The 23,380-nt window shown below is 67.7% G+C and carries 27 protein-coding genes and 1 tRNA gene; 14 read left to right on the top strand and 14 right to left on the bottom strand.

Annotation, left to right across the window (positions count from 1 at the left end; genetic code table 11):
* Position 1: 1 nt before the first annotated feature.
* The 6 genes from J2852_RS28780 to J2852_RS28755 all read right to left on the bottom strand — a co-directional run bounded on the left by J2852_RS28780 (position 2) and on the right by J2852_RS28755 (position 5,457).
* Positions 2–670 (bottom strand): methionine ABC transporter permease, encoded by a 669-nt coding sequence (locus J2852_RS28780; RefSeq protein ID WP_209882330.1) that lies wholly within the window; start codon positions 668–670, stop codon positions 2–4.
* On the bottom strand, positions 636–1,700 hold the full coding sequence (locus J2852_RS28775) for a methionine ABC transporter ATP-binding protein (RefSeq protein ID WP_209882327.1): 1,065 nt from the start codon (positions 1,698–1,700) through the stop codon (positions 636–638). Before J2852_RS28775 ends, J2852_RS28780 begins: the two co-directional genes overlap by 35 nt.
* Complete coding sequence (locus tag J2852_RS28770) at positions 1,697–3,367, bottom strand: acyl-CoA synthetase (protein ID WP_209882325.1); 1,671 nt, start codon at positions 3,365–3,367, stop codon at positions 1,697–1,699. Before J2852_RS28770 ends, J2852_RS28775 begins: the two co-directional genes overlap by 4 nt.
* 169 nt (positions 3,368–3,536) lie before the next feature.
* The gene (locus J2852_RS28765; RefSeq protein ID WP_209882324.1) at positions 3,537–4,313 is read right to left on the bottom strand and encodes a MetQ/NlpA family ABC transporter substrate-binding protein; all 777 of its coding nucleotides are present in this window, start codon (positions 4,311–4,313) and stop codon (positions 3,537–3,539) included.
* 181 nt (positions 4,314–4,494) lie between these two features.
* Positions 4,495–4,695 carry a hypothetical protein gene (locus J2852_RS28760; RefSeq protein WP_209882322.1) on the bottom strand — a complete coding sequence of 67 codons (201 nt, stop codon included), beginning with the start codon at positions 4,693–4,695 and terminating at the stop codon, positions 4,495–4,497.
* Between the two features lie 492 nt (positions 4,696–5,187).
* Positions 5,188–5,457 carry a hypothetical protein gene (locus J2852_RS28755; protein WP_209882320.1) on the bottom strand — a complete coding sequence of 90 codons (270 nt, stop codon included), beginning with the start codon at positions 5,455–5,457 and terminating at the stop codon, positions 5,188–5,190.
* A gap of 259 nt (positions 5,458–5,716) precedes the next feature.
* Here J2852_RS28755 and hisG point away from each other — a divergent pair, with 259 nt between their 5' ends.
* The 11 genes from hisG (at position 5,717) to J2852_RS28700 (ending at position 15,162) form a co-directional block, all read left to right on the top strand.
* On the top strand, positions 5,717–6,367 hold the full coding sequence (gene hisG / locus J2852_RS28750) for an ATP phosphoribosyltransferase (RefSeq protein WP_209882374.1): 651 nt from the start codon (positions 5,717–5,719) through the stop codon (positions 6,365–6,367).
* The gene (gene hisD / locus J2852_RS28745; RefSeq protein ID WP_209882319.1) at positions 6,351–7,658 is read left to right on the top strand and encodes a histidinol dehydrogenase; all 1,308 of its coding nucleotides are present in this window, start codon (positions 6,351–6,353) and stop codon (positions 7,656–7,658) included. The genes hisG and hisD overlap by 17 nt, the downstream gene beginning before the upstream one ends.
* Positions 7,655–8,137 carry a UPF0262 family protein gene (locus J2852_RS28740; protein WP_209882317.1) on the top strand — a complete coding sequence of 161 codons (483 nt, stop codon included), beginning with the start codon at positions 7,655–7,657 and terminating at the stop codon, positions 8,135–8,137. Before hisD ends, J2852_RS28740 begins: the two co-directional genes overlap by 4 nt.
* A 16-nt stretch (positions 8,138–8,153) precedes the next feature.
* On the top strand, positions 8,154–8,615 hold the full coding sequence (locus J2852_RS28735; protein WP_209882315.1) for an arsenate-mycothiol transferase ArsC: 462 nt from the start codon (positions 8,154–8,156) through the stop codon (positions 8,613–8,615).
* Positions 8,616–8,769: 154 nt separating this feature from the next.
* Entirely contained in the window at positions 8,770–11,052 is a 2,283-nt protein-coding gene (locus tag J2852_RS28730; protein ID WP_209882313.1) for a hybrid sensor histidine kinase/response regulator, read from the top strand.
* 95 nt (positions 11,053–11,147) lie between these two features.
* Positions 11,148–12,173 carry a lysozyme family protein gene (locus J2852_RS28725; RefSeq protein ID WP_209882311.1) on the top strand — a complete coding sequence of 342 codons (1,026 nt, stop codon included), beginning with the start codon at positions 11,148–11,150 and terminating at the stop codon, positions 12,171–12,173.
* A 506-nt stretch (positions 12,174–12,679) separates the two neighbouring features.
* Positions 12,680–12,898: a translation initiation factor IF-1 gene (gene infA / locus J2852_RS28720; protein WP_014198195.1), complete on the top strand. Its 219-nt coding sequence runs from the start codon at positions 12,680–12,682 to the stop codon at positions 12,896–12,898.
* A 17-nt stretch (positions 12,899–12,915) separates the two neighbouring features.
* A complete protein-coding gene (locus J2852_RS28715) occupies positions 12,916–13,515 on the top strand; it encodes a Maf family protein (RefSeq protein WP_209882309.1) in 600 nt (199 codons plus the stop codon).
* Positions 13,516–13,547: 32 nt separating this feature from the next.
* Entirely contained in the window at positions 13,548–14,708 is a 1,161-nt protein-coding gene (locus J2852_RS28710; RefSeq protein WP_343206842.1) for a ribonuclease E/G, read from the top strand.
* Positions 14,705–14,926: a DNA gyrase inhibitor YacG gene (locus tag J2852_RS28705; protein WP_209882306.1), complete on the top strand. Its 222-nt coding sequence runs from the start codon at positions 14,705–14,707 to the stop codon at positions 14,924–14,926. Before J2852_RS28710 ends, J2852_RS28705 begins: the two co-directional genes overlap by 4 nt.
* 160 nt (positions 14,927–15,086) lie before the next feature.
* Positions 15,087–15,162, top strand: a tRNA-Phe gene (locus J2852_RS28700).
* Positions 15,163–15,226: 64 nt separating this feature from the next.
* On the opposite strand, the gene J2852_RS28695 is transcribed toward J2852_RS28700, so the two are convergent.
* The 3 genes from J2852_RS28695 to J2852_RS28685 form a co-directional block, all read right to left on the bottom strand.
* Positions 15,227–15,745 carry a plastocyanin/azurin family copper-binding protein gene (locus tag J2852_RS28695; RefSeq protein WP_209882304.1) on the bottom strand — a complete coding sequence of 173 codons (519 nt, stop codon included), beginning with the start codon at positions 15,743–15,745 and terminating at the stop codon, positions 15,227–15,229.
* Position 15,746: 1 nt separating this feature from the next.
* Positions 15,747–16,160 (bottom strand): DUF5602 domain-containing protein, encoded by a 414-nt coding sequence (locus J2852_RS28690; protein WP_209882302.1) that lies wholly within the window; start codon positions 16,158–16,160, stop codon positions 15,747–15,749.
* A 67-nt stretch (positions 16,161–16,227) separates the two neighbouring features.
* The gene (locus J2852_RS28685; protein WP_209882300.1) at positions 16,228–16,959 is read right to left on the bottom strand and encodes an RNA polymerase sigma factor; all 732 of its coding nucleotides are present in this window, start codon (positions 16,957–16,959) and stop codon (positions 16,228–16,230) included.
* A gap of 432 nt (positions 16,960–17,391) precedes the next feature.
* Here J2852_RS28685 and phbB point away from each other — a divergent pair, with 432 nt between their 5' ends.
* Positions 17,392–18,132, top strand: coding sequence for a beta-ketoacyl-ACP reductase (gene phbB / locus J2852_RS28680; protein ID WP_209882299.1), 741 nt, complete (start codon positions 17,392–17,394; stop codon positions 18,130–18,132).
* A gap of 92 nt (positions 18,133–18,224) precedes the next feature.
* Here the strand turns inward: phbB and tenA are convergent, their stop codons facing one another.
* Positions 18,225–18,932, bottom strand: a complete 708-nt coding sequence (tenA, locus tag J2852_RS28675; RefSeq protein ID WP_209882297.1) for a thiaminase II — start codon at positions 18,930–18,932, stop codon at positions 18,225–18,227.
* 172 nt (positions 18,933–19,104) lie between these two features.
* Here tenA and J2852_RS28670 point away from each other — a divergent pair, with 172 nt between their 5' ends.
* On the top strand, positions 19,105–19,755 hold the full coding sequence (locus J2852_RS28670) for a dioxygenase family protein (RefSeq protein WP_209882295.1): 651 nt from the start codon (positions 19,105–19,107) through the stop codon (positions 19,753–19,755).
* A gap of 31 nt (positions 19,756–19,786) precedes the next feature.
* Here J2852_RS28670 and J2852_RS28665 read toward each other — a convergent pair whose 3' ends face one another.
* The 3 genes from J2852_RS28665 to J2852_RS28655 form a co-directional block, all read right to left on the bottom strand.
* Positions 19,787–19,960 (bottom strand): HP1242/YdcH family protein, encoded by a 174-nt coding sequence (locus J2852_RS28665; protein ID WP_209882293.1) that lies wholly within the window; start codon positions 19,958–19,960, stop codon positions 19,787–19,789.
* Positions 19,961–20,077: 117 nt separating this feature from the next.
* Complete coding sequence (locus tag J2852_RS28660; protein WP_209882291.1) at positions 20,078–21,241, bottom strand: hypothetical protein; 1,164 nt, start codon at positions 21,239–21,241, stop codon at positions 20,078–20,080.
* A 334-nt stretch (positions 21,242–21,575) separates the two neighbouring features.
* A complete protein-coding gene (locus J2852_RS28655) occupies positions 21,576–22,019 on the bottom strand; it encodes a hypothetical protein (RefSeq protein ID WP_209882289.1) in 444 nt (147 codons plus the stop codon).
* Positions 22,020–22,061: 42 nt separating this feature from the next.
* Here J2852_RS28655 and J2852_RS28650 point away from each other — a divergent pair, with 42 nt between their 5' ends.
* Positions 22,062–23,177 (top strand): NADH:flavin oxidoreductase/NADH oxidase, encoded by a 1,116-nt coding sequence (locus tag J2852_RS28650; RefSeq protein WP_209882288.1) that lies wholly within the window; start codon positions 22,062–22,064, stop codon positions 23,175–23,177.
* Between the two features lie 36 nt (positions 23,178–23,213).
* Here J2852_RS28650 and J2852_RS32455 read toward each other — a convergent pair.
* The coding region (locus tag J2852_RS32455; RefSeq protein WP_209882372.1) for an extensin family protein at positions 23,214–23,380 on the bottom strand (167 nt) is incomplete at its 5' end.

Genomic DNA, 23,380 nt, shown 5'->3' with positions numbered 1-23,380 from the left:
CTCAGGACTTCAGGTTTCGTTTGTTGACTCGCCGGGCGATCCAGTCGCCCGTTGATTGCACGATCTGCACCAGCACGATCAGGACGACGACCACAGCCAGCATCACCTCCGGCAGGAAGCGCTGGTAGCCGTAGCGGATGCCGAGGTCGCCGAGACCGCCGCCGCCGACCGCACCCACCATCGCCGAATAGCCGATCAGGCTGACCGCCGACAGGGTCAGGCCCAGCGCGATGGCCGGCATGGCTTCCGGCAGCAGCACCTTGCGGATGATCTGGAAGGGCGTAGCGCCCATGGCCTGCGCTGCCTCGATCAGGCCCCGGTCCACCTCGCGGATGGCGCCCTCGACGATGCGGGCGATGAAGGGCGTCGCGGCGACCGTCAGCGGCACGATGGCCGCGGTGGTGCCGATGGAGGTGCCCGCCACCAGCCGCGTGAAGGGGATGATTGCCACCACCAGGATGATGAAGGGGGTGGAGCGCGTCATGTTCACGATGGCGCCGACCACGCGGTTGAAGACGAGGTTCTGCAACAGCTCCCCCCGGCCCGTGACCGCCAGCAGCACGCCGATGGGCAGGCCCAGCAGCGTGCCCAGGATGCCCGACACCGCCACCATGTGCAGCGTGTCGAGCAGCGCCTTAAACAGCAGCGCGTAGATTTCCGGGGACAGCATAACCAAGCACCTCGACGCCGAGCTTGTTGACTTTCAGGAGGCTGATGGCCGCCTCGATGGACTGCGGGTTGCCGATGGCCTCGACCACCAGCGTCCCGAAGGGCGCGCCCTGGATCTCGTCGATCTGGCCGTGCCAGATGTTCAGGTCCAGGTTCAGCTTGCGGCTGATCGCGCTGATGACCGGGGAGGTCGCGCGCTCGCCCGTGAAGGTGATGCGCAGGACGATGTTGGACTCCGGAACCTCGGTCGCCGACAGGCGCTCCTTCAGGCTGTCCGGAATGCCCCGGTTGATGACCGGATCGACGAAGGTGTGCGTCGTCGCGTGTTTGGGATGGGCGAAGATGTCGAACACCGGCCCCTTTTCGATGATCTTGCCGCCTTCCATGACCGCCACCTTGTGGCAGATCTCCTTGATGACGGCGATCTCGTGCGTGATCAGCACGATGGTCAGACCCAGCCGCTTGTTGATGTCCGCCAGCAGGTGGAGGATCTGCTCCGTCGTCTCGGGGTCGAGCGCGGAGGTCGCCTCGTCCGACAGCAGAACCTTCGGCTTGCTGGCCAGCGCGCGGGCGATGCCGACGCGCTGCTTCTGCCCGCCCGACAGCTCTGCCGGGTAGCGGTCGCGCTTGTCGGTCAGGCCGACCAGTTCCAGCAGCGGCTCCACCGTCTCCTTGATCTGCGCCTTCTTCACGCCGGCCAGCTCCAGCGGCAGGGCGACGTTGTCGAACACCGTGCGCGAGGACAGCAGGTTGAAGTGCTGGAAGATCATGCCGATGGAATGCCGCGCCTCGCGCAGCTGCGCGGGCGACAGGCCGGTGATGTCCACGCCGTCCACCAGCACGCGGCCGGAGGTCGGCTTTTCCAGCAGGTTCACGGTGCGCAGCAGCGTGGATTTGCCGGCGCCCGACCGGCCGATGATGCCGTAGATCTCGCCCCGCTCGATGGTCAGGTCGATGTCGGTCAGGGCGTGAACCGGCGCTCCGGCGCCACGGGCGGGGTAGGTTTTCTCGACGTGTTCGAACGTAATCATGCGGTTTGGGCCTCCCGACGCTCACCCAGTTCGCGGGCCACGTCGCGCAGGACGGTCTTCTGGATTTTGCCGGTCGATGTTTTCGGCAGGTCGCGGAACACGACCGTGCGCGGCACCTTGTAATGGGCGATGCGCTGCCGGCACCACTGAATAATATCGGACTCAGACGGGCGTTCCGCGCCGGGCTTCAGCGTGACGAAGGCGCAGGGGCTCTCGCCCCACTTGTCGTCGGGCCGGGCCACCACGGCGGCCTCCAGCACGGCGGGGTGCTTGTAGAGAACCTCCTCCACCTCCAGGGACGAAATGTTCTCGCCGCCGGAAATGATGATGTCCTTGGAGCGGTCCTTGACCTCGATGTAGCCGTCCGGGTGCAGCACGCCCAAGTCGCCGGAGCGGAACCAGCCGCCCTCGAACACTTCCCGCGTGGCCGCCGGGTTCTTCAGATAGCCCTTCATCACCGTGTTGCCGCGCACGGCGATCTCGCCGATGGTCTCGCCGTCGGCGGGGACCGGCTTTCCGGTGTCGCGGTCGAAGACGGTCGCGTCCTCCACCGCGATGTGGTTGACGCCCTGCCGCGCGTATTTCAGCGCAAGCGCATCGGCGTCCAGATCCTCCCACCCGTCCTGCGGGGCGCAGACGGTGGCGGGGCCGTAGACCTCCGTCAGGCCGTACATATGGATTACCTCGAAGCCCAGCGCCTTCATGCCGGACAGCACCGCCGACGGGGGTGCGGCACCGCCCGTTCCCACGGTAACCGTGTGGTCGAAGCGGCGTTGCGCCTCTTTCGGCGCGTGAATCAGCATGTTCAGCACGATGGGCGCGCCGCAGAGGTGCGTGACGTTATGTTCGGCGATGGCAGCGAAGATGGCCGCCGCCTCGACCCGGCGCAGGCAGACGTGCGTGCCGCCGGCCGCCGTGACCGCCCATGTGTAGGTCCAGCCGTTGCAATGGAAGGCGGGCAGCGTCCACAGATAGACGCTGTCCGGCCGGACGTTCAGCGTGAAGGCGTTGCCCAGCGCGTTCAGATAGGCGCCGCGATGGTGATAGACGACGCCCTTCGGGTTGCCCGTGGTGCCTGAGGTGTAGTTCAGCGCCAGCGCGTCCCACTCGTCCTCCGGCCCGCGCCACGCGGCGGGGGCGGCGGACGCCAGGAACTCCTCGTACTCCACCGCGCCCAGCGTCGGGGCATTGGGCACCTGCTCGTCGGCGACCTCCACCACCGTGATCGACCGCGCCGTCTGCTCCAGCGCCGCCTTGGCGACGGGGATCAGTTCGCGGTCCACGATCAGGACCTTGGTTTCGCTGTGGTCGAGGATGAAGGCGATTGAGCCGGCGTCCAGCCGCGTGTTCAGCGCGTTCAGCACGGCGCCGGCCAGCGGCACGCCGTAATGCGCCTCCAGCAGGGCCGGAACGTTGGGCGCCAGCACCGACACCGTGTCGCCCTTGCCGACCCCGGCCCCCAGCAGCGCGCCCGCGAACCGCCGCACCCGATCGCGCATCTGGGCGTAGGTGATGACCCGGCCGCCGTGCACGATGGCCGGCTTGTCCGGATACACCTTGGCCGCGCGCTTCAGGAAGCTGAGCGGGCTCAGGGGCACATGGTTCGCCGAACCGGGGGCGAGATCACGTTCGAAGATCGACGCGGTGCGGGAGAACGGGGCGGTCATGGAAGGAGTCCTCGATGCAGTCCCCAAGAAGGGGCCTCGCAAAAGCTCAATTGCTCAGACGTTCCCGTCATCCCCGCGAAGGCGGGGATCCAGGGCATTTGGGAAACGTCCCGAGTTGCCCTGGATTCCCGCTTTCGCGGGAATGACGGCACTTATAAAAAGTGATTGCTCACCAGGTCGGGATGATCGTGCCGTTGAAGCGGGTGTTGATGAACTCGCGCACCTCCGGGGAGCGGTACAGCTCGATGAAGCGCTTGATCTGCGGGTCTTCGGCGCGGTCCTTGCGGACGGCCCAGATCAGATGCCACTTGGACTGGTCGTCCTCCAGCAGCAGCGCGGTCTTCGGCGTCAGGCCCGCCAGCACCGCGTAGTTCAGCGTGATGACCGACGCGTCCACGTCGTCCAGCGAGCGCGGCAGCTGCGCCGCGTCCAGCTCCACGAACTTGATCTTCTTCGGGTTGGCGGCGATGTCGGCGATGGTGGTGTTCAGCCCGGCCCCGTCCTTCAGCCCGATGATGCCGGCCTTGGCCAGCAGGAACAGCGCGCGGGCGCTGTTGGTCGGGTCGTTGGGGATGGAGATGCTGGCGCCTTCCTTCAGGTCCTCCAGCTTTTGCACCTTCTTGGCGTAGACGCCCATGGGCACGACGATGCTCTTGGCGACCGGCACGATCTCGTAGCCGCGCTGCTTGATCTGGTTGTCCAGATAGGGCTGGTGCTGGAAGTTGTTGGCGTCAATGTCACCGTCCTGAAGCGACGCGTTCAGCATGTTCCAGTCCGTGAACTCGATGACCTTCGCCTCAAGCCCTTCCTTGGCGGCGATCTTGGCGGTGAATTCCAGGATCTCGCCGTAGGGGCCGGCCGACACGCCCACCTTCAGCGGAGCCGCCTGGGCGGTGAACGAGAACAGGCCGGCGGCCACGAGAACGGAGGTCAGCAGGGTCTTCACGGAAGGTGTCCTTTCCTGGGAGGGGAGGCTTGGGGCAGGGGAATGGGAAATCCGCAGTATTGCGCGAAGCCGTTGTGTTGAATAGTGGGTTCATACAGCGTTATTCAACACAACGTGTTTCGTCAACCGTGATCTTGTTCGAAAGTGGCATGTGGAATGGCCGCGATCCACGCAGCCCGGATCAATGCCGGGAGGTGCTGGCGCGGGCGGTGACGATCTGGCGGGCGGCGCGCTCGGCCTGACCGACGTTTCGGAAGGTTCGGCGGTCCAGATCCTTGAAGGTCCAATCGGACACGAAGAAGGTGAAGCCGCCGCGTTCGGCGACGACGATGCCGGCGGAGCGGCCCTGGACTTCAATGGCGTAGGCGTGCGACTGGCTCATGGGAAAAACTCCCCCTATGCCCGCGGCGCGGAGCGTCCCGGCGGGCGAAATGTCTCGGATTGTCTTGGGAAATGCGGCGCGTTCAGCGGCAACACATGCCGCGACACATACCGACGACAGCGATCCGAGGGGCGGGGGAGGTGGGGAGCGTCTTCATCATTCCGCCGGTCTCTCCTTCTCAGAGATCCACGACCGGTATCGTGGCGCTTTAGCGTTTGGTGACGCGGCGCAAGCTGCTGGGTTCAAATTGCCGCGGGGCGCCCACGGTGGGCGTCCGAAGACTTATCTACAATGTCTGTGGGCAATCAGTCAAGCGGGGAAATTGAACCTTCCGTGTGAAAAAACGCGAAGAACACATGATTCATGTTCATTTGTGGCGGCTCCTGTCGGCCGCTGTGAAAGCGGGGATTCAGGGCATTGGGGAAATTTGGTAAGAGGGGCCCGGATTCCCGCTTTCGTGGATATAACGAGAGAAGTCAGTGTTTTCCGAGCCTACACCGCCCCGCCCGGGGTGCCGATGTTGGCGCGGCCTTTCTCAAGGCGATCTGGATCCATCTCGTCGGCGTAAGGCTTGCCGTCCGGGGTTTGGGCCGGAATGTGGCGGCCCGTCTTCTGCTTCTCCAGCCGCTCGGAAATGCCGGTCGGCGCGTCTTCGGAACGTCGCGGGTCGGCGTTCGGGGCGGGTGACTGGGTGTCGCTCGGGTCGCCGCCGATGTGCGGGCCGCGCGGGTTGACCGGCTGCTTGGCGCTGTCCTGTGCCATGGCGCATTCCTTATTCTGATGGGCCGAATCCAACCGCCCCCGCCGGCACGGAGTTCCGCCGCCCCCGTCTTGAGGGCCAGGCATAAGAGAGCTGCAGGCATAAGACAGCTTATGTCTCCTAATCCGGTGACGGCGGCGCGGAATGTGGTATATCCGGGCAGCGGTCTAGCCCGAGGAGAGTTCTTTGCCCGCCGATACCCGTGCCCCTGGCGCGCCGGCCCCCGACCAGAAAGCCTGCGACCAGACGGACACCCAGCAGCTGGTCCTGGCCCTGCCCAAGGGACGCATTCTGAAGGAGCTGCGCCCGTTGCTCTCGCACGCCGGCATTGAGCCGGAGGCCGAGTTCGACAACGAGGACAGCCGGCTCCTGCGCTTTGCGACCAACGTCCCCGGCCTCAGCATCATTCGCGTCCGGTCCTTCGACGTGGCGACCTTCGTCGCCTTCGGCGCCGCCCATCTGGGCGTGGCCGGCAACGACGTGCTGATGGAATTCGACTATCCGGAGATCTACGCGCCGCTCGACCTCGGCATCGGCAAGTGCCGCCTGTCGGTGGCCGAGCCCGCAGCATTGGGCGAGAGCGACGACCCCTCGCGCTGGAGCCATGTGCGCGTGGCGACCAAGTATCCGGAGGTCACCAAGCGTCATTTCGCCGCGCGCGGCGTGCAGGCCGAATGTGTGAAGCTGAACGGCGCGATGGAGCTTGCCCCCACGCTGGGCCTGTGCCGCCGCATCGTGGATCTGGTGTCCACCGGTTCCACGCTGAAGGCCAACGGGCTGGTGGAGATCGAGCACATCGCCGACGTGACCTCCCGCCTCATCGTCAACCGGGCTGCCTTCAAGACGCGGCCCGAAGAAATTTCCCGCTGGATCGAACGCTTCCGGGAGGCCGTGAATGCCCGTCAGGCTTGATGCTCAGGACCCTCGCTTCAATGAAGGCTTCGAGGGGCTCCTGCACGCCAAGCGCGAGACCAGCGAGGACGTGCAGACCCTCGTCGCCGGGGTCATCGACGACGTGCGCAAGCGCGGTGACGCGGCGCTGATCGACTACACCGCCCGCTGGGACCGCCAGACGCTCACCCCCGACACCCTGCGCATCGGCCAGGAGGAGGTGGACGCGGCGGTGGGCAAGTGCGGCAAGGACCTGCTGGCGGCGCTGGACACCGCCGCCGAACGGATCGAGAGCTTCCACCGTCTCCAAGTGCCGGATGTCACCGACTACCGCGACCCGCAGGGCGTGCGGCTCGGCGCCCGCTGGACGCCGGTGGGGGCCGCCGGCCTCTACGTGCCGGGCGGCACGGCGGCCTATCCCAGCTCCGTCCTGATGAACGCCCTGCCGGCCAAGGTGGCGGGCGTGGACCGCATCGTCATGGTGGTGCCGACGCCGGACGGGGTGATCAACCCGCTGGTTCTGGCCGCCGCCAAGCGTTGCGGCATCACCGAGATCTACCGGGTGGGCGGCGCCCAGGCCGTGGCCGCGCTGGCCTACGGCACCGCGACCATCGCGCCGGTGGACAAGATCGTCGGCCCAGGCAACGCCTTCGTCGCCGCCGCCAAGCGGCTGGTCTACGGCACGGTTGGCATCGACAGCATCGCCGGCCCGTCGGAGATCCTGGTGGTCGCCGACAACCGGAACGACCCGGCCTGGATCGCCATGGACCTGCTGTCCCAGGCGGAGCACGACACCTCGGCCCAGTCGATCCTCATCACCGACGACGCCGATTTCGCCGATGCCGTGGCGAAGGCCGTGGACAAGCATCTGGAGACGCTGCCCCGCACCGCCATCGCCGGCGAGAGCTGGCGGGAGCATGGCGCGATCATCGTCGTCCGCGATCTGATGGCCGATTCCCCGGCCCTGATCGACCGTCTGGCCCCCGAACACCTGGAACTGGCCGTCGAGGACCCCGACGCCCTGTCGGTGAAGGTCCGCAACGCCGGGGCCATCTTCCTCGGCCGCCACACGCCGGAGGCCATCGGCGATTACGTCGCCGGCCCCAACCACGTCCTGCCGACGGCGCGCAGTGCGCGCTTCTCCTCGGGCCTGAACGTGCTGGACTTCATGAAGCGGACGACCTTCGTCGCCTGCGACGCGACCAGCATCCAGGCCATCGGCCCGGCGGCGGTGACGCTGGCCCGCGCCGAGGGGCTGGACGCCCACGCGCTCTCCGTTGCGCTCCGCCTGCCGCAGGGAGGTGCCGCGTGAATCCGAGGGGCAACCGCCGCATCGTTCACGTCGTCCTCGACGAGAAGACCGTCGTCCGGCGCAAGCCGGAGGTGGAGCACGAGCGCGCGGTCGCCATCTTCGACCTGCTGGAGGACAACGAGTTCTGTCCGTGCGATCACGCGGACGCCGGCCCCTACCACCTGCACCTGTCGATCGAGGACAACCGCCTCGTCTTCGACATCCGGCGCGACGACGACAGCCCGATTGAGAAGATTGCACTGCCGGTGACCGGCTTCCGCTCGATCGTGAAGGACTATTTCCTGATCTGCGAGAGCTACTACAACGCCATCAAGCGCGCCACGCCGTCGCAGATCGAGGCGATCGACATGGGGCGCCGCGGCCTGCACAACGAGGGGTCGGAAATGCTGCGCGAACGGCTGGCCGGGAAAGTCGAAATGGACCTGCAGACGGCGCGGCGGCTGTTCACGCTGATCTGCGTCCTGCACATCCGCGGCTGACGGGGCGGGGCGGCGCATGGCCCCGGTGATGCAGCCGCTCCCCGTGTCGAGCGTCCTGTTCGCCTGCACCTACAACATGATCCGCTCGCCCATGGCGGCGGCGATGATGAAGCATTTCCACGGCGCGCGGATCTACATCGACTCGGTCGGCGTGCGCGAGGGCGACGAGGTGGACCCCTTCGCCGTCGCGGTGATGGAGGAGATGGGCATCGACATCTCCCGCCATCGCTGCCGCACCTTCGAGGATCTGGAGGACGCCAACTTCGACCTCATCATCTCCCTGTCGCCGGAGGCCCAGCACCGCGCCATCGAAATGACGCGCACCATGGCCTGCGACGTGGAGTTCTGGAACACCTTCGACCCCACCCTGGTGGACGGCAACCGCGACGCCATGCTGGAGGCCTATCGCAAGGTCCGCGACGGCCTGCTGGAGAAGATCAAGGACCGCTTCCCCCTGTCGCGCGGCCCGACCGTGTAAGGGCGTTCCCCCTTGTGCCTTTTGCGTGACCCTTTACGCGACGCCGACGAACCGGTTTCGCAAGGCGCGGTTGAGGTGTTATTGAGTTAAATCATCGAAGACGGCATCGGCGTTCGTTAGCCTGCACTGCTTTTCAAGGAAGGTGTTCCGCCCGATGTCCGCAGGCCTGCTGTCCCGCCTCCTTCGCGCCGCCGGTCCGCGCAGCCTCCGCGTGCGGCTGATGGGCGTCGTGCTGGCGTCGCTGGCGCTGCCGCTGGTGGGCGTGATCTATTATTCCAACCAGCAGCTGGAGCAGCGGCTGACCAGCGCCCGCGAACTGGCGCGCCACCTGACCGAGGATGGCGTCGAGCGCCAGCGCGACCTGATCGGCGAAGCGCGCAACCTGCTCAGCGTGCTGGCCCTGGTGCCGGCGATCCGCGACGCCACGCACGAAAACACCGACGCCTGCGTTTCCCTGCTGGCGCCGATGCCCCGGCAGCACCGCTGGACGACCGGCGTCTGGGTCACCGATGCCGATGGCAACATCATCTGCGACACCACCGGTCCCGGCGCCGGCATCAGCCTGCGCGAGCGCGAGTATTTCCAGCGGGCGCTGGACAGCAAATCCTTCGTGCTCAGCGATTTCGTCATCGGCAAGCGGTCGGGCAAGCCGCTGATCCTGGCGGTGCAGCCGGTTCTGGTGAACGGCGTGATCGACCGCGTGCTGGGCGTGGCCATCGACCTTGCCTGGCTGACCGACCTCGTGAAGGTGACCAAGCAGGACGACGCCCGCATCATCGTGCTGGACCGTAACGGCGTCATGATCGCCCGCCAGCCCGATCCGGAAGGCTGGGTCGGCCGCAGCCTCGCCGATTTCCCGCACGTCCGGCACATGCTGGCCGAGCGCGCCGGCATCTTCGAGTCGGGCAGTGCCGACGGGCATCACCGCATCTGGGCCTTCCAGCATTCGTCGGAGACCAACACCACCTTCGCCGTCGGCATGCCGACCAGCCCCATCATGGCCGACGCCCGCCGCGACCTGCTGCGCGGGCTGGTGGTGCTGGGCATCGCCGGGCTGCTCAGCGTCGCCGCGCTGTGGGCGCTGCTGCATGCCTCGGTGCTGCGCTGGATGCGGGTGCTGAGCCAGGCAGCCACGCGCATCGGCGCGGGCGAGGTCGGCGCGGTGGTCGAATCGGCGCGCGCGCCGGAGGAAATCCGGCTGGTCGCCACCGCCTTCAACGACATGTCCGGCCGCCTGAAGCAGCGCGAGCAGGAACTGCGCGCCGCCATGGAGGAGGCCCGTTCCGGCAGCCGCGCCAAGGAGGAATTCCTGGCGACCATGAGCCACGAGATCCGCACGCCGATGAACGGCGTGATCGGCTTCGCGGAAATGCTTCTGGAAACCCCGCTGACCGTCGAACAGCGCCGCTACGCCACCCAGGTGCGCGAGGCCGGGCGGTCGCTGCTGACCGTCATCAACGACGTGCTCGACCTGTCGAAGCTGGAGGCGGGCAAGCTCGACCTCGTCTGCGTGCCCTTCCGCATCGATGACCTCGCCGACCGCTGCGAATCGATGGTCCGCATGGCGGCCGAGCAGAAGGGGCTGGAGATTCACACCGTGGTGTCGGCGGCGGCGCGCGGCTATGTGCTGGGCGACCCCGACCGGGTGCGCCAGATCCTGCTGAACCTGCTGGGCAACGCGGTGAAGTTCACCGATCGCGGCAGCGTGCGCCTGACGGTCAAGGCCATGGGCGACGAAGGCGGCGGGCGCCGCTACACCTTCACGGTCAGCGACACCGGCATCGGCGTGCCCGAGGAGCGCCAGCGCGAGCTGTTCCAGCGCTTCACCCAGGTGGAACGCGGGCGCGGCGGCACCGGCCTCGGCCTCGCCATCTGCCGCCGTCTGGTGGAGCTGATGGGGGGCGAGATCGGCGTGGAAAGCCGGCCGGGGGTGGGCAGCACCTTCTGGTTCAGCCTGCCGCTGCACCCGGCCAGCGCCCAGAGCGCCGAGGATCTGGACGGCGGGCCGTCCCACCTCGACACCCCGGCTATCGGCGGTGCGCGCATCCTGCTGGCCGAGGATCTGGCGATGAATCGCGACCTCGCCGTCACCATGCTGACCAAGGCCGGCCATTATGTGGACGCGGTGGACGACGGCGCCGCCGCCGTGGCGGCGGTGCAGGAACGCGACTACGACCTCGTGCTGATGGACGTGCAGATGCCCGTCATGGACGGGCTGGAGGCGACGCGGCGCATCCGGGCGCTTCCCGGTTCGCTCGGGCGCATTCCGATTTTGGCCCTGTCGGCCGGCGTCCTGGCGGTGGAGGTGGAGCGCTGCCGGCAGGCCGGCATGGACGACCATCTTCCCAAGCCGCTGGAAAAGGCGAAGCTGCTGCACGCCGTGGACCGCTGGACCGCCGCCGGCCGCCCGGCATTTGACACAGAGCTGATTGAATAAAATTAACGACTGTGTGTTATACGAGTACCGTTCCACCCTGCCGCCCGGTTCCTTCGAACTCCGTGGCGGCATCGTCCTGACGGTGCCGGTGTTCCATGAAGGTCGCGCAGCCTCACATCGCCCCGATCCCCGAACGCAAGCCGGACTTTCAGGCCGGTTCGGCGGGCAACGCCGCCGGCGGGTCCGCCCTGTCGTTCCAGGATGTGCTGGCGCAGGCGCAGCCGGTGCCGAAGGGGCGGCTGGGCAATGGGCAGAAGGCGCCGCCGGTCCCGCTTCAGAAGCCCGAACCGCCCATGCTGCTCGCCGACGGCACCACCGTGCCGCTGCCCGGCCGCAAGCCCGGCGCTTCCGCGAACTCGGCGTCGGCCGCTGCCGTGGCGAACAGCGCCGCCGCCGGCCGCGTGGTGCTGGCGGCCCAACAGGTCGCCGGCCTGTCGGGCCACAGCTTCACCGCCATTCTCGCGCAGGCGACCCAGGAAAGTGGTCTGAACCCGGCCGCCAGGAACCGCTCCAGCTCCGCCGCCGGCCCGTTCCAGTTCCTGGAGCGCACATGGCTCGACCTGTTCCGCCGCCATGGCGCCGCCTACGGCCAAGGCGAACTCGCCAGCGCGATCCAGAGCCGCAACGGCATCCCCTCGGTCTCCGACCCGGCGGCGCGGCGCAAGATCCTCGACCTGCGCCATGACGTGGACCTCTCCGCCGGCATGGCCGCGCGCTACCTGTCGGAAGGGCGCGCCCGGCTGGAACAGCGGCTGAAGCGGCCGGTCAGCGAGACCGAGAGCCGCATCGCCTACGTCATGGGCGTGGGCGGCGCCGCCAAGCTGATCCGCGCCGCCGAGTCGACCCCGAAGGCCACGGCGGCGGAGGTGCTGCCTTCGGCGGCCAAGGCCAACCACAACCTCTTCTTCGACCGGGCGAGCGGCCGCGCCCTGACCGCCTCGGAAACCATCGCGCGCCTGACGCGCAAGATGGAAACCGACCAGAAGGACATGTTCGCGTTGATCGCCCAGGCCGCCGAACCGCGCCAGCGCCTCGACGGCGGCGACTCCCCGCTCAGCGCCTTCCAGTCCGCCCAGGCTCTCGGCGACGCGGATGATGTGGACGACGGCCTGCTCGGGTAAGGGCGTTTTCCTGGACGTCCGGGCTCCTGTGCGGCCTTGACCAATGCACCACCACACGCGGAGCCGCTGTATGATGGTGCACATGATTCATGTCTGTGACGCATGGGTCGCGAAGTCATATGTGGGCTCATCGTTGTGCATGGACTGCACAACGGCCGCACACGAACAATTCGCCGCAAGGCGATGCTATGAAGGCACAATCGGCCATTTTCGCCCGTTGTGCAGAAACGCGTTTCGGCGAAATCCGCACAACGATGCACAATCGGAGCTATGCATCGGACGCATGTCTCTGCGTTCAAAACCTCGGGCAGGGGCCTGTTTTGGCTGGTTCGAACCAGCTTTCGGGCCGATTCCCCCTTAGGCTGGTCGGCCTGCCCCCAATCAAATTTGGGAAATTCGATTCATCGTACCCTTCAGGGGTTGAAAGGGGCGTTTGGAATCCCACTTGACCCCGGCGCGTCGTGGCGTCAGTTATTGGCCCGAAACTGTTACGGACTTAAGGGCCTATGGCTAAGGAAGACCTGATCGAGTTCTCCGGGACTGTCGTCGAGCTGCTGCCGAACGCGATGTTCCGTGTGAAGCTCGACAACGAACATGAGGTTCTGGCGCACACGTCGGGCAAGATGCGCAAAAACCGCATCCGCGTTCTGGCCGGTGACCGCGTCAATGTCGAAATGACGCCGTACGATCTGACCAAGGGCCGGATCACGTTCCGGTTCAAGTGACCCTGACCGTAACGCGCATGCTTTCCGCACCCCGGTTCGTGCTGGCGTCGGCCTCGCCGCGCCGGCTCGACCTGTTGCGCCAGATCGGCGTCGTCCCCGACGCGGTGGATCCCGCGGACCTCGACGAGTCGCCTCTGCCGCGCGAGCTGCCACCGCAGCACGCCCTGCGCCTTGCCGGCGAGAAGGCCGCCGCCGTGGCCGCCCGTCATCCGGGCGCCTTCGTGCTGGCCGCCGACACGGTGGTCGCCTGTGGTCGCCGCATCCTGCCGAAGGCGGAAGAGGAAAAGCAGGCGCGATCCTGCCTGGCCCTGCTGTCCGGCCGCCGGCATCGGGTGTTCGGCGGCGTGGTCCTCCTCTCCCCATCCGGCGATGGCGAGGCGCCCCGCCGGACGGAACGGGTCGTGCGCACCGACGTGACCTTCAAGGTGCTGGCCGCCGACGAGGTGGACTCCTACATCGCGTCCGGCGAATGGCACGGCAAGGCCGGCGGCTACGCGATCCAGGGCCGGGCGGCGGCTCATGTCCGCTGGATCGGCGGTTCCTACAGCAACGTGGTCGGGCTCCCCCTGTTCGAGGTGGCGGCCCTGCTGCGCGGCGCGGGCTTCCCGCTTCCGTGAGCGGCCCGGCGAAAGCGTCCCTCGAAATCCTCGTGGACCGCGACGGCCCGCTGACGCGGGCGGCGGTCCTGACCGGCGGGCGGCTGACCGACCTCTACATCGATCACGCCGACCGCCCGTCGCGGCTCGGCCACATCTTCCTGGGCAAGGTGGAGCGCATCGCCACCGGCCTGGACGGCGCCTTCGTCGACCTCGGCACCGGCAAATCCGGTCTTCTGACCGTCAACGACGCCCGTGGCCCGAAGGGCCGCGTGGAGCGCATAGGCACCCTGCTGCGCACCGGCCAGCCGGTGCTGGTCCAGGTCAAGACCGACGCGGTGGGCGGCAAGGGGCCATCCCTGACCATGGACGTCACGCTGCCCGGCCGCTTCCTGGTGCACGCGCCGCTAGGCCGCGACGTGGCGGTGTCCAAGCGCCTCGGCACCGGCCCGGCGCGGGCCGAGTTGACCCGGCGCATCCAGTCCATCGTGCCCGGCTCCGGCTGGATCGTCCGGGCCGGCGCTGCGACCGCCCCCGACACCCTGCTGGAGGCTGAATCCGACGCGCTCCACCTCGCGTGGCGGGACGTGAGCGATGCCGCCGGCCGCACCGGTGCTCCCGCCCTGCTGCTGCCCGGCCCGGATGCAGCGCGCCGCGCCCTGATCGAGCATGGAGCCGCCGGCCCGTCGGCGATCGTCGTGGACGGCGCCGATCTGGCCCGCGATCTGGCCGACTGGTGCGCCGACCGCGCCCCGGACCTTGCGGACCGCGTCGTCCGTCACGACATGCGTCCGGGCGAACGGCAGAGGCTGTTCGACCTGCGCGACCTCGACGCCGAGGTCGCCGGGCTGCTCGACACGCGCGTGCCGCTGTCGGCCGGAGGCTCCCTGGTGATTGAGCGGACCGAAGCGCTGACCGTCGTGGACGTGAACGCCGGGGAGCGCGGCAACGCCCTCGACGTGAACCTTGAGGCGGCGGCCGAGATCGCCCGGCAACTGCGCCTGCGCAACGTCGGCGGCATCGTCGTCGTGGATTTCGTGAACATGCGCAGCCGTGGCGAGGCCGAACGCCTGCTGGCCGCCCTCTCCCGCGCGGTGGAGGACGACCCGGCGCAGACGCAGGTCTACGGCATATCGAAACTGGGGCTCGTGGAGATGACGAGGGCACGGCGGGGCACGGCACTGGCCGACCTGCTGGCGGAGGACAAGGTATGAGCGACAACCCGACGATGGACGGGAGAAAGGCCGAGGGGGCTTGCCCCATCTGCGGCCGGCCGGCGGTGCCGGGGCTGCGTCCATTCTGTTCCAAGCGCTGCGCCGACGTGGACCTGTCCCGTTGGCTGGGTGGCGTCTACCGCATCGAGGGCGGCGACCGGCCGGACACCGATCCGGAGGCCGATTCCGACGCCGACGGAGGGGATGGCGGGGAGTAGGTTTTGGGACGGAAAATCCTTGTCCCAAGCGGGTTTAGGGGAAAAACGACAGGGTTCGAATTTTTTGCATTTTTTGTCTGGACAGGCTCCCCGAATTTTCCTACAAACCGCCCCACGACGCGCCGCGGCGGCCCGCACGGACCAAAACGAAGCGCGCGATGCCTGGGTAGCTCAGTTGGTAGAGCAGGGGACTGAAAATCCCCGTGTCGGCGGTTCAATTCCGTCCCCAGGCACCACCGAATTCCTCTGAGAGATCAGAACCAAAACCCCGCCCTTCGGCGGGGTTTTGTGTTTCTGGCGCTAGCCGATGCGCACGGACTTGCGGCGGACGATGTCCTCCGGTGACGGGAGCCGCTGCCGCGCCGCCTCCGGGAGCGTGGCGGCGGACGGGCCGCCCTGCGGATGGCCGACGACGATGCGCCCGACCATCCCGGCTTCCTCGTGTGGGAGGCAGAAATAGTCGTAGACGCCGGCCACGGTGAGGCGCAGGTCGAAGCTCTGGTCCGGCAGCAGGTAGTCGGAGTCCCACGGCGCGGCCCCTTCGGGGATGCGCAGCGGGTGATCGCCGTTCGCCGGGTGATAGGCGGTGCTGGTGTGCGAATTGCCGGGATCGACGTTGATCCAGCGGATCGTCTGGCCGGGCTCGACCAGCACGCCGACCGGGTCGAACCACACCGCAGAGCCATCGGCGTTGCCGCGCATGCGGATCTCCACGACCTCTTCGGCCACCCCTTCCGCCTGCGCCGGCGGAGGCAGGCCGAGCAGTGCCAGACCGGCGGCCCAGCCGCCGGCCCGCAACACGGTGCGTCGCCCGATCATGCTACTTCGCCACGCGCGCCTCGTCGGCCGTGGCGATGTGCCACAGGACGACGTGGTAGTGCGGCTTCTCCACGCCGGGATGGCCGGCGTTGAAGTACATGTCGACGTGATCGACCTTGCCGCCGGCGGCCTTCAGGTTGTCGAATTTCTTCTGGCCCTGAATGTCCTCGACCGGAATCATGTAGATGGTGCTGGCCAGCCGCCCGTCGTGATCGTAGGCGAGGAAGGGGCCGGCCGGCAGCGTGGCGGGATCGACGTAGAGCGTGCCCATGCCCGGCAGGAAGTCGGGCAGTTTCACCAGTTCGCTAACCTTTTTGTAGGTGCCGCCGGGCGGGGCCTTCTCCACGCTCTGCGCCTGCGCGGGAACGGCGGCCATGGCGAAGGCTCCGGCGATCAGGATGGTGCGGATCAGCATGCGTGTCCTCCTTCGATGAGGGTCCGATGATGGTTCGGGCGATGGCGGGTTGGGGCGGGCCGATGTGTCACCCGCCGCCGGGCGGCGGGGCCGGCAGGCCCAGACGGTCGAGCACGCGCGCGACGATGCGCGCGCAGCGCTCGCCAGCGAACGGGAACACGCCGGCAAGATCGGGCGCGAGCTGCTGGCGCAGGCTGCGGCCAAGCAGGCGGCGGGCCCGGTGCAGGCGCGTCTTCACGGTGTCGGGCGGAATGCCCAGGCTCGACGCGGTCTCCTCGACGCTCATCTGCTCGATCTCGCGCAGCACGAAGACGACGCGGAACGGGTCCGGCAGCGCGTCGATGGCGCGCTCCAGCAGGCGCCGCGTCTCGGCGCGGGCGGCTTCCTCTTCGGGTGTCGCGGGCGGCGGCTGGGCTCCTGGGAAGGGAATCACCTCAGCGCCCGCCGTCCGACCATCGGCGCCGTCCTCGTCCAACTCGGTCATGGGCAACTCGGTCATGGCCTTTCTCTGCCGGAGCCGCCGCAAGGCCTCGTTCAGAACGATGCGGCCAAGCCATGTCGCCAGGCTGGCGTCCTCGCGAAACTGGCCGATGTGGGTGAAAACCAGAACGTAGGCGTCCTGCACGGCGTCCTCCGCCTCGGCGGGATCGCGCAGCACACTGCGCGCCATGCGGAAAAGCCGCTGGTTGTGCCGCTGCATCAGGATGCGGAAGGCGTCGGCGTCGCCGCACCGGATCCGTCCGGCCAGTTCAAAGTCGCTGTGCACCGTCTGCCGCATGATCGCCTTTGTCTGGTCCATGCCGCGCTCCCTGGTTTATCGATTTGATGCAGGAGGGGGCGATCCGGTTCCCGCGCAGACGGGGTGCCCATTTCGGATAGAGGGCGGCGTGGCAGGCCGGCGGCACCTTGTCCCAGGCACATTCCGGGGTGCCCGTCTGTGTGCACTGCACGCGATGCCATGTCGCATGGCGTTGGCCCAACTTTGCCTATAACGAAAACTTAACTTTTCACATAACGAAGGCTTAACCTTTCGCATATGCAATATGAAGGGCATGCGTGGATTGGGTGTCGTCCCCGGACGCGGCGCCTGGGCCAGGATGCTCGGCCATTGGAAGGGCGGAAAGAACGGCGTTGCGGTGACGGGACCCGGACACGACCGGCGTCTTCGTCGTGTGGATAACTTCAAGCGCATTCCCGGCGCGCTTGTCCTGGTAATAGTGGAGCAATAGTGATGTCTCAGAAGATCGCGCTTGTCACCGGTGCCATGGGTGGCCTCGGCACCGCCATCTGCCAAGCGCTGGCCAAGGATGGCTTCTTTGTGGTGGCCAACTGCCTGCCCAACTACGAGCCGGCCGCTGTGTGGCTGGGCCAGCAGGAAGCCGCTGGCTTCAAGTTCTACATGGCCGAAGGCGACGTTTCCGATTACGAGAGCTGCAAGGCGATGGTCGCGTCGATCGAGGCGAACGTCGGCCCGATCGACGTCCTGGTGAACAACGCCGGCATCACCCGCGACAAGTTCTTCCCGAAGATGGAAAAGGCGCAGTGGGACGCGGTGATCTCCACCAACCTGACCAGCCTGTTCAACGTCACCCATCAGGTGTCGGCGAAGATGGCTGAGCGCGGCTGGGGTCGCGTCATCAACATCTCGTCCGTCAACGGCGTGAAGGGCCAGGCCGGCCAGACCAACTATTCGGCCGCCAAGGCGGGCGTCATCGGCTTCACCAAGGCGCTGGCCGCCGAACTGGCGACCAAGGGCGTCACCGTCAACGCCATCGCGCCGGGCTACATCGGCACCGAGATGGTCATGGCGATCCGCGAGGACATCCGCCAGGGCATCATCGACTCGGTCCCGATGAAGCGCCTGGGCAAGCCGGAGGAAATCGGCGCCGCCGTGTCCTACCTCGCCTCCGATCTGGCGGGCTACATCACCGGCACGACGCTGAACATCAACGGCGGCCTGTACTATCAGTAAGCTGTCGCACGATTGACTAGCGTAGAGAACGCCCGCTTCGCCTCGGCCATGGTCCGGCCGGCGAAGCGGGCGTTTTCATTTTCGCACGGCGTTCAGGTCGCGCGCGTCAAACCCATCTGCCAGAAATCCGCCTCCAGGCGGCAGGCCTGCCGGAAGGTCGTTAGCAGTTGCGGAAAGCGCTGCTCGGTCATGCCGCGTGCGGCCAGCCGGTTCAGCGTGGCGCGGGCGCCGGCCGCCACCTCCTGATAAGCCTCTCCGGAATATTCGGCGATCCAGGAGCGGTAGGGGTTGCCCTGGGCCAGACCCGACGGGCCGGCGGCGAGGCGCTTGCCGATCTCGGCATAGCCCAGCACGCAGGGGGCCAGCGCGACGTGCAGGTCTAGAAGGTCGCCGCGCAGCCCCGTTTCCAGCACATAGCGCGTGTAAGCCATCGTCGCCTTGGCTTCCGCCGCCTGCTCCAGATCCGCCGGGGACAGGCCCCAGCCGGCGCACAGCCGAATGTGCAGATCCATTTCCACGTCGAGAATGGCCTTCAACCCGCCAAAGGCGGCGCGCATGTCGGCGAGGGATTGGCCCTTGTAGACGGCGAGCGCGTAGGCGCGGGCGAAGTGGATGAGGAACAGGTAATCCTGCACGAGGTAATGGCGGAAGGAGGAGACGGGCAGGGTCCCCCGCCCCAACTGCTGAACGAAGGGGTGATCGACGTAGGACGCCCACTCGTCGGCCGCTCCGGCGGTCAAGCGATCAAACAAATCCGTGGCCAAATCCGTGGCCCGATCGGCGGCGTTGTCTGTGGTCATCGATTCCGTTCCCCCCGTGTTCCATGCCCCGACCCGGTGACGGTGCCGGCCGGCGCACTGTGGGGCGCATTGTGGAGCGGCGGGCCTCTGTCGGCAATGGAGCGTGCCAACCATATGAATGACACGGGAGTCTCGCTTCGCCCGTGTCCGGGCCACAAGACGGGAGTCGGTTATGCCGGAACGCCACGCCATCGACCGCCGAGCCCTCATGGCGAGCCTGAGTGCCCTCGGCGCCACGGTTCTGTTGCCCAAACCGGGCGCGGCTGCCGGCCTCGTCCCGACACCGGGGCAGACGGAGGGGCCGTTCTACCCGACCAGCTTCCCGGCGGATGTGGACAACGACCTCGTCCTCGTCCGTGGGGCCGCGACTCGGGCGTTGGGCACGGTCGCGCACATCCACGGGCGCATCCTGGACCGCGCCGGGCGTCCGGTCCCCGGTGCGATCGTCGAGATATGGCAGTGCGACGCGCAGGGGCGGTACCGGCATCCCCGCGCGCCGGACCATGAACGGTTCGACGGCGGCTTCCAGGGCTATGGCCGGATGTCGGTCGACTCGGGCGGGGTGTACCGGTTCCGCACGATAAAGCCGGTGCCCTATCCGGGCCGGACGCCGCACATCCATTATGCGGTGATCGTCCCTGGCGCCGGGCGGTTCGTCACGCAGATGTACGTGGAGGGCGAGCCCCTGAACGAGCGCGACGGTCTGCTGAACGGCATCCGCGATCCGCGGGCGCGCCGAAGCGTCATCGTCCCCCTGGCGGCGGCGAACGACGTTGAAGCGGGCGCCGTTCAGGGCACCTTCGACATTGTCCTGGATCTGTGACCCGGACCGAGCGGGTCCCGTGGCGATCCGCTCAATGGAGCCGTTGCTGGTCCAGCCGCTCCTTGACGTACAGCTTCTCCAGTTTCAGGCGCTTCAGGGCCATGTCGTCGGGTCTGGCACGGCCATACTCGGCGCGAAGCATGGCTTCGAGCTCGGCATGGCGTTGACGAAGTGTATCGACGGTTTCCGTCTCGGTCGTCTCCATGACAGCACCTCTGGTCTGAAGTCACACCGGCTTGGCGACAAGCCTTCCGGACAACAGAGCAGGGCCGCCGTTGTTGCCCGGCCCGCCACCCCATTCTTGTTTACGCCCCATTGTCGTCTATGACGGCTGCGGGCGCGGGCGGCGCAGGCGGCCCACGGAGTTGCGGAACAGCCAGCGGACCAGTTTCCCGAGACGAAGCAGCGCCACCAGGGCCATCGCGGCGCCGAACAGGAACGACACGGCGCCGACGATGGCGGCGAACAGCGCGGCGAGCATTGCGACCGAAAGTTTGGCGGTGCGCGCCACCGTCGTGAGCACCTGCTTCCCGGTGAGCCGCAGCGCGCCGCTCACGGGCTTGCCGAGGATCTTGGCGGCGCGCTCGGCCTTCTGAACGTCCTTCACGTCATCGACATGCCGCAGGACGGCGAGCGTGCGCGACGGGGCGAGCACCTGGTTGATCGAGCCCACGGAGGAGAGCACCGCCTCCACCTCGCGGGTATCGACGCGCGCGGCATGGCGGCGGGCGGCCGTCGCCAGCTCGTCGGCCCGGTACCAGGGGATGTCGCGAACGGCGTGCCTGAAGGCGGGAAGATCGACGGCCCGCGCCAGGATGCGGCCGAGTTCGGCCTGGAACCGGACGCTGAGCTTGCCCGTCTTGCGCGCCAGCTTGGCGAGCGAAACGCCTGTCTTCGCGGGCAAGGCGCCGCCGGCGGTGACGACAGTCCCGGCGGTCATGGCGACCCCGGCGATGGACAGCCCGAGCGTCAATTCATCCACTGCCTCGCCCTTGACCATGAGTGCGGCCTGCCCGGCGAGATCGCGGATGTCGCCCACCACGGTGAGGTCGGACGCCAGCGCGGCGGTAAGGCTAACGGGATCCTCCCCCTGACCGGAGACGAAGCCCATGGCCGCGCGTCGGGCGGCCCGCGCGCCGGCCCGCCATCCGGAGGTTTCCTCGACCCAGCGCGCGCGAAGCGCCGGATCGATGGTCACGCCGATGAGGTCGGCAACCTCGAACAGTTCCTCGGCCTGTTCGGGGGCATCCTGGTCCAGGGCGGCGGCAATCTCCTTTTCCAGCCGCTCGCGCGGTGCGGCGTCCCGGATCATCGTGATCAGGTCGGCGCGGAGTTCCTCGTCGCTCGGCGGGGTTGCCCGCGCGGCCTGATAAAAGACGACGCCCGACGCGGCGATGGCGACGAGAAAGCCCGCCACCATCAACCGGCGCCAGGGGCGGGCCTTCCCGGCAACAGGCAGGTCGTGCGCCATCTCGTCCGCCGCCATGTTCCGCCCTCCGACACCGACCGTGGGGCAACCATTAAGCGCAGCACCGGGGCTCTGCACAAGTCGGGCTTCCGGGGCATCGCGCCCGTGGGCGCGGTCCGCTCCTTTCGGGTGATCAAAGGGCTGTACAGGCGGCTCGGGCTCTGATATATCTGTAGCGTTACTACAGCCTGTGCTGTAGGGCGTTTCCTCCCTAGACTTATGGCCGCCAGCGCGTTTGCGATGGCGGCCCTTTTCTTGTCAGCGGTGGGGCGTTGCGCGCTGTGCGCCTCGTGAATGGCCTCCCGGAATCGGTTGTTTTTCTACAGAGAGCTGGGCTGGCCGACCCGCCGGATCAGGCGGACGGCACGACCATGGAAACCTGCGGCAGGCTTTGCAGGAAGGCGCAGCCGTCGTCGGTGGCTTCCACGTAAACCCCCATTGCGGATCGCCCGCGGATGAAGACGTCGGAGCGGCCGGCGGAGTGCACGGCGTCGTTGAAGGCGCAAACCGCCGTCTTCGTGCGGGCGCGGGCCTGAACCGGCACGAGGCCGGCCAGATCCTTCGGCGCGATCAACTGGACCTCGATACGGTGGAGTTCGGTGGCCATGTGAGATGCTCGCGGCATTCGGGTTGTGACCCGGCCGGTGGCCGGGCTTCCATCAGCGTAGGCCTGCGCGCCGCATCCGGGTTGTGTCTTCTTGCGATGGCGGATGGTCACATCGGGCATGGAAGAAAGCAGCCATGCGCGCATTGGGAGGCCTTCGCCGTTGGCGGACAGGCCGGTCGGTGACAGCATGCATTGGGACCGCCCACCCTCCGGCCAATTCACGGAGTTCCGATGACCAGTCGTCTTTTCCAGCCGATCCAGCTCGGCCCGCTCCAGCTTGAGAACCGCATCGTCATCGCGCCGATGTGCCAGTATTCGGCGCAGGACGGCATGCCCGGCAGCTGGCATCTGATTCACCTCGGCCATCTGGCGCTGTCGGGGGCGGGCCTGCTGTTCATCGAGGCCACGGCGGTCGAAGCGGACGGACGAATCAGCCCCGGCGACCTCGGCCTGTGGTCGGACGAGACCGAAGCGGCGCTCGCGCGCGTGCTGGAGGCCGTGCGCCGGGAATCGGCGACGCCCATCGGCATCCAGCTTTCCCACGCCGGGCGCAAGGCGTCCGTCAGGCCGCCCTGGGACGGCGGCGCGCAGCTTCTCCTCACCGAGGGCGGTTGGGACTGCGTTGCCCCTTCGCCGATCCCGCACACAGCCGGTGAGCGCACGCCGATGGCGCTGGACGCGGCCGGGCTGGAGCGCCTGCGGGACGCCTTCGCCGAGGCGGCCAAGCGCGCGGCGCGAATCGGGCTGGACACCATCCAGGTCCACGCCGCGCACGGCTACCTGCTGCACCAGTTCCTGTCGCCGCTGTCCAACCGGCGCGACGACGCCTATGGCGGTAGCCTGGAGAACCGCATGCGCTTCCCGCTGGAGGTGTTCCGGGCGGTTCGCGATGCCTTTCCCGCCGACCGCCCGGTGGGCGTGCGGGTGTCCGCCACCGACTGGGCCGAGGGCGGCTGGGATCTGGAGCAGACGACGGCCTTCGCCCAGGCGGTCAAGGAGCTGGGCTGCGCCTTCATCGACGTTTCGAGCGGCGGCCTGACCCCAGCGCAGTCCATCGCCATCGGCCCCGGCTATCAGGTGCCCTTTGCGGAAGCCATCAAGCGCGACACAGGCATGCCGACCATCGCCGTCGGGCTGATCACCGAACCGCAACAGGCGGAGTCCATCGTCGCCAACGGTCAGGCGGACATGGTCGCCCTGGCGCGCGGCATCCTCTACGACCCGCGCTGGCCCTGGCACGCGGCGGCGGAGCTGGGGGCCGAGGTGAAGGCGCCCAAGCAGTACTGGCGCTCGCAGCCGCGCGCGTACAAGCGCCTGTTCGGAACCACCTCCATCGAACAGCGGTGAGGCAATCCATGCCCCGGAGCGGCTGATCCGGAATCGTCACCGGCAGGTGCGGAAGCGGCCCATGTCCAGGTGGAAGTGGTCGCGATGCGCCGCGTTGTAGTCGGGGCTTAAAGCGGATTGTTTTTGGGTGTAGACGGCATTTTGGCTGGCCCGTGCTGTTGGAGTGAGACACCGTCGAAGGGTCTGCGTCCATGGGCCAGCCG

The sequence above is a fragment of the Azospirillum soli genome (assembly GCF_017876165.1).
Classification (GTDB): domain Bacteria; phylum Pseudomonadota; class Alphaproteobacteria; order Azospirillales; family Azospirillaceae; genus Azospirillum; species Azospirillum soli.
The sequence above is the reverse complement of the archived record's forward strand: the minus strand, read 5'-3'. Positions and strand labels throughout refer to the sequence as shown.

What these genes read in the sequence shown, in the direction of transcription:
- infA (WP_014198195.1), top strand. Translation starts at nt 12,680, where the DNA reads ATGGCTAAGGAAGACCTGATCGAGTTCTCCGGGACTGTCGTCGAGCTG.
- J2852_RS28725 (WP_209882311.1), top strand. Translation starts at nt 11,148, where the DNA reads ATGAAGGTCGCGCAGCCTCACATCGCCCCGATCCCCGAACGCAAGCCG.
- J2852_RS28695 (WP_209882304.1), bottom strand. Translation starts at nt 15,745, where the DNA reads ATGATCGGGCGACGCACCGTGTTGCGGGCCGGCGGCTGGGCCGCCGGT.
- J2852_RS28665 (WP_209882293.1), bottom strand. Translation starts at nt 19,960, where the DNA reads ATGGAGACGACCGAGACGGAAACCGTCGATACACTTCGTCAACGCCAT.
- J2852_RS28690 (WP_209882302.1), bottom strand. Translation starts at nt 16,160, where the DNA reads ATGCTGATCCGCACCATCCTGATCGCCGGAGCCTTCGCCATGGCCGCC.
- J2852_RS28650 (WP_209882288.1), top strand. Translation starts at nt 22,062, where the DNA reads ATGACCAGTCGTCTTTTCCAGCCGATCCAGCTCGGCCCGCTCCAGCTT.
- J2852_RS28655 (WP_209882289.1), bottom strand. Translation starts at nt 22,019, where the DNA reads ATGCTGTCACCGACCGGCCTGTCCGCCAACGGCGAAGGCCTCCCAATG.
- tenA (WP_209882297.1), bottom strand. Translation starts at nt 18,932, where the DNA reads ATGACCACAGACAACGCCGCCGATCGGGCCACGGATTTGGCCACGGAT.
- J2852_RS28715 (WP_209882309.1), top strand. Translation starts at nt 12,916, where the DNA reads ATGCTTTCCGCACCCCGGTTCGTGCTGGCGTCGGCCTCGCCGCGCCGG.
- J2852_RS28775 (WP_209882327.1), bottom strand. Translation starts at nt 1,700, where the DNA reads ATGATTACGTTCGAACACGTCGAGAAAACCTACCCCGCCCGTGGCGCC.
- J2852_RS28770 (WP_209882325.1), bottom strand. Translation starts at nt 3,367, where the DNA reads ATGACCGCCCCGTTCTCCCGCACCGCGTCGATCTTCGAACGTGATCTC.
- J2852_RS28670 (WP_209882295.1), top strand. Translation starts at nt 19,105, where the DNA reads ATGCCGGAACGCCACGCCATCGACCGCCGAGCCCTCATGGCGAGCCTG.
- J2852_RS28780 (WP_209882330.1), bottom strand. Translation starts at nt 670, where the DNA reads ATGCTGTCCCCGGAAATCTACGCGCTGCTGTTTAAGGCGCTGCTCGAC.
- J2852_RS28685 (WP_209882300.1), bottom strand. Translation starts at nt 16,959, where the DNA reads ATGGACCAGACAAAGGCGATCATGCGGCAGACGGTGCACAGCGACTTT.
- J2852_RS28755 (WP_209882320.1), bottom strand. Translation starts at nt 5,457, where the DNA reads ATGGCACAGGACAGCGCCAAGCAGCCGGTCAACCCGCGCGGCCCGCAC.
- J2852_RS28705 (WP_209882306.1), top strand. Translation starts at nt 14,705, where the DNA reads ATGAGCGACAACCCGACGATGGACGGGAGAAAGGCCGAGGGGGCTTGC.
- J2852_RS28730 (WP_209882313.1), top strand. Translation starts at nt 8,770, where the DNA reads ATGTCCGCAGGCCTGCTGTCCCGCCTCCTTCGCGCCGCCGGTCCGCGC.
- J2852_RS28760 (WP_209882322.1), bottom strand. Translation starts at nt 4,695, where the DNA reads ATGAGCCAGTCGCACGCCTACGCCATTGAAGTCCAGGGCCGCTCCGCC.
- phbB (WP_209882299.1), top strand. Translation starts at nt 17,392, where the DNA reads ATGTCTCAGAAGATCGCGCTTGTCACCGGTGCCATGGGTGGCCTCGGC.
- hisD (WP_209882319.1), top strand. Translation starts at nt 6,351, where the DNA reads ATGCCCGTCAGGCTTGATGCTCAGGACCCTCGCTTCAATGAAGGCTTC.
- J2852_RS28735 (WP_209882315.1), top strand. Translation starts at nt 8,154, where the DNA reads ATGGCCCCGGTGATGCAGCCGCTCCCCGTGTCGAGCGTCCTGTTCGCC.
- J2852_RS28660 (WP_209882291.1), bottom strand. Translation starts at nt 21,241, where the DNA reads ATGGCGGCGGACGAGATGGCGCACGACCTGCCTGTTGCCGGGAAGGCC.